This window comes from Acidaminococcus sp. CAG:542 (assembly GCF_000437815.1).
In the GTDB taxonomy this organism is placed as follows: Bacteria; Bacillota; Negativicutes; order Acidaminococcales; family Acidaminococcaceae; genus Acidaminococcus.
The window spans coordinates 1-3,355 of sequence record NZ_FR902012.1 but is presented as its reverse complement, the minus strand read 5'-3'; the positions used below and the strand labels follow the sequence as shown (position 1 = coordinate 3,355).

The 3,355-nt window shown below is 52.0% G+C and carries 1 protein-coding gene; it reads right to left on the bottom strand.

Going from position 1 to position 3,355, the window contains the following annotated elements:
* Window positions 1–33 precede the first annotated feature (33 nt).
* Complete coding sequence (locus tag QVO43_RS00465) at window positions 34–3,219, bottom strand: DUF3427 domain-containing protein (protein ID WP_022486677.1); 3,186 nt, start codon at window positions 3,217–3,219, stop codon at window positions 34–36.
* Window positions 3,220–3,355 lie beyond the last annotated feature (136 nt).

Sequence of the window (3,355 nt, the reverse complement as noted above, 5' to 3'; positions counted from 1 at the left end):
CAAAAGGCCGCCGGATTTTCCGGCGGCCTTTTTTCACAGCACCCCGCTACTATCAGTGGTGGTAATATACTTGGCGGGAATGGGGTTGTCCAGGTGGTAGATGATGGTGATGGGCTGGCTGCCGCTCCAGCTGGATAGTTGAGCGGTGCCCAGGAAGGTGTAGTTCTGGGAATTGCCCTGGGAATCTTTCTTTTGATCCCGGACAAACAGCAGGACAATATTTCCCTTTTCCCGCTGATGGATGTACCGCTGCCCTGTGGGGGATTCCGGGGTGGTGGCGTTCTGGCTTTGCCAATGGAACAGCCGGTCGTTGATGGAATAATCTTCGTACCGGGTGGATTCGGAAAATTCCTTGTCCGACTTATTCAAGGTCACCAGGAATACATCCGTATCCTGGTTCACCAGGCTACTGTTTTCTGGGTGCAGGTATTTTACCCCTTCCCGGACACTATTGGGCTTGGCCAATCCCAGAGCGGCGAAAATCTGGTCTCGGGAGTAGTTGCAATAGACTTCCAGGGCACAGGGGTAGGGGAGAGTCGCTTTTTGGGGAAGGATGGTAAAACGGTCAAACTGGAGATACAGGACAGCCTGGATTTCCTGACTTAGTTCCGGGGTCCGTTGCCAAAGGTGGATGGCCTCCCAGGGGTCCCTCAATCCGGCCTCCTGCCAATCTTTTCCCCATAAGGTGAATTGCCACATCCGCAGATATTGTTGCTGAAGGGCCATCAGGGATTTCGGTGCTTCTTTTTGCTGGAAGGAATTCTTCAAAAAAGTGATCCACAAGGGAGAATCCATGCCTAACAGCCGGGGCAAAGCCCGTTCCAGGACTTTTTCTTCCGGGAATTCCGGAAAATTCGGAATCACCTGGGCCTGGGCACACAACCGGGCATAGGTCCGTCGACCGTTATAAAAGACTTCCGGTTTTACATTGGCGGCCTTTAAGAACTGAGCCAATGTGGGGACTGTTCCTCCCGCGGCATCGTACAGATCCCGGATACATTCCTGGTAAAAAGCATCTCCCCGGAGTCGGGACCGGATATTATCCAGCACCCGTTTCTGGGCGATTTCTTCCAGCTGGATGGAACAGCCTTTGGGCACATGGGGGAACCCATCTTTGACTTCCCGGGGAATGGACACATTGTCCCGGCCCACCAGAGCCTGGAACCGGCTGGCAAAATCATATTTTCTGTTGGCCTGGGCCACAAAGTCCAGTACGGTGAGACAATCCTTCCCCTGGTCCAGACGGAGCCCACGGCCCAGCTGTTGGAGAAATACTGTCATACTGTTGGTAGGACGCAGGAACAGGATAGTGTTGATGCAGGGAATATCCACCCCTTCGTTGAACAGGTCTACCACGAAAATAAAGGTAAGGGCTCCGCTGGCCAGCTTTTGACTGGCGCTTTGCCGTTCCTCATCTGATGATTGGGCATCCAGGGCCAGGGCAGGAATCCCCTGTTGGTTGAAATAGTCCGCCATAAAGTGAGCATGGGCTTGGGAGACGCAAAACCCCACCCCATGGATTCCCTGCCAATCTGCCGTATACCGATCCACCGCATCCAGAATGGCCTGGGCCCGCTTATTGGCCGTATGGGATTCCATTACGTACAAGTTGGTTAGGGCTCCAATATCGTAATGGCCGTTGGTCCATTTTACATGGGTCAGGTCCACCGTGTCCGATACCCCGAAATAGTGGAAGGGACACAGCAACCGCCGCTCAATGGCTGCCGGCAAACGGATTTCCGCAGCAATATGGTCGTCAAACCAGTGGAGAATATCTTTTCCATCCATCCGCTCCGGAGTAGCCGTAAGTCCCAGCAGGATCTGAGGCTGGAAATAGTTCAGCAGTTTCTGGTAAGATTGGGCCGCCGAATGGTGGAACTCATCCACGATGATCATATCGTAATAATCCCGGGCCATATGGTCCCATAGGGCTAGACTGTTGCAGGTTTGGATGGACATGAACACATGATCCATTTGGGCCGGATGCTTACCAGCCACTGCCAGTTCTCCAAAGTTCGGGTCCTTTAAAACCTGACGGAAACAAGACTGGCTCTGTTCCAAAATTTCTTTCCGGTGGGCAATGAACAGCAGTCGGGCTCCTTCTGGACGACTTTCTTTGAACCGCCGGTAATCAAAAGCCGAAATGGCCGTTTTTCCCGTCCCGGTGGCTGCTACAATCAAATTATGGTACCGGTGCCGCTCCCGCCGCTCCACTTCCAGGGCGTCCAGGATCACCTGCTGATAGGGATAAGGCCGAATGGTAAAGGAGTAGGTAATCTCCTTTCCTTTTTCCGTGCCCTGATACCGTTGTTGATGGATGGCTTCCTTCAGTTGAGGCAGGTCATCTTCTGTATAGGGCTGAAAATCCTTAGAATGCCAGTAGGTTTCAAAAGTGGCATTCATCTTGGCCATGATTTCCGGCATATCCTGCTGGGTTACTTTCATATTCCATTCCAAACCATCGGCAATGGCCGCATGGGACAGGTTGGAAGAACCCACATAGGCAGTGGAATAGCCACTGTTCCGCTGAAAAAGATACGCTTTGGCATGGAGCCGGGTTTCCTTCACATTATACGAAATCCGCACTTCCGTATTGGGAAGCTGGGAAAGGATCTCAATGGCTTTGGGGTCTGTAGCACCCATATAGGTAGTAGTCAGGATCCGCAAATGGCCACCGGCTGCAGTAAAAGTCCGCAAATAGGGGAGAATCAAGGTCAGACCAGAAAATTTAATAAAGGAAACCAGAAAATCAATTCGGTCGCTGGAGGCAATTTCCCGGCGGAGTTCTGAAACCATGGAAACGTCCTTCTGGCTGTTGGTAAAAAGAAAAGAGCGGGAAAGAGAAGTAGCCGGCCGAGGACGATGGACTTCCTGGACCTGGTTCAACCGGTGCTGCAATTCCAGCAAGAGAAAATCCTCCCGATCTACCTGGTTTCCTGTAGCCAGTTCCGGAGATTTTTCTGTCAGATAATGGACCAGTCCATTGGTGAGAGAAAGTTCCTTCTGGAGTAGACTGTCCCCATTCTGGTCTGCCAGATCTTTCAGGCAAAGGTGCACTAACTTCCGGATGTAGTCCGAAAGATATCCCACCGCTTCCTGAGGATCCACCTTGTCCGAAACCGTAGCCCAGACTTCCTTCCGGTCTAACGCTTCCTTCAGCTTTTGGTCTAACTTTTGAGAAATAACTTTTTCGTAGAGTCCATCTTTTAATCCGTCCATAGCCAGCCTCCCTTTGGTGATAGGGATATTATAGCATGAATGGAGGGGAAAAGCGGTCGGAGACCATCTGCCGGGGGCAACTGGTCATGAGCTGACAGTCACTAGTCACTAGTCTCTAGCGGCAGGAGGGAACCCG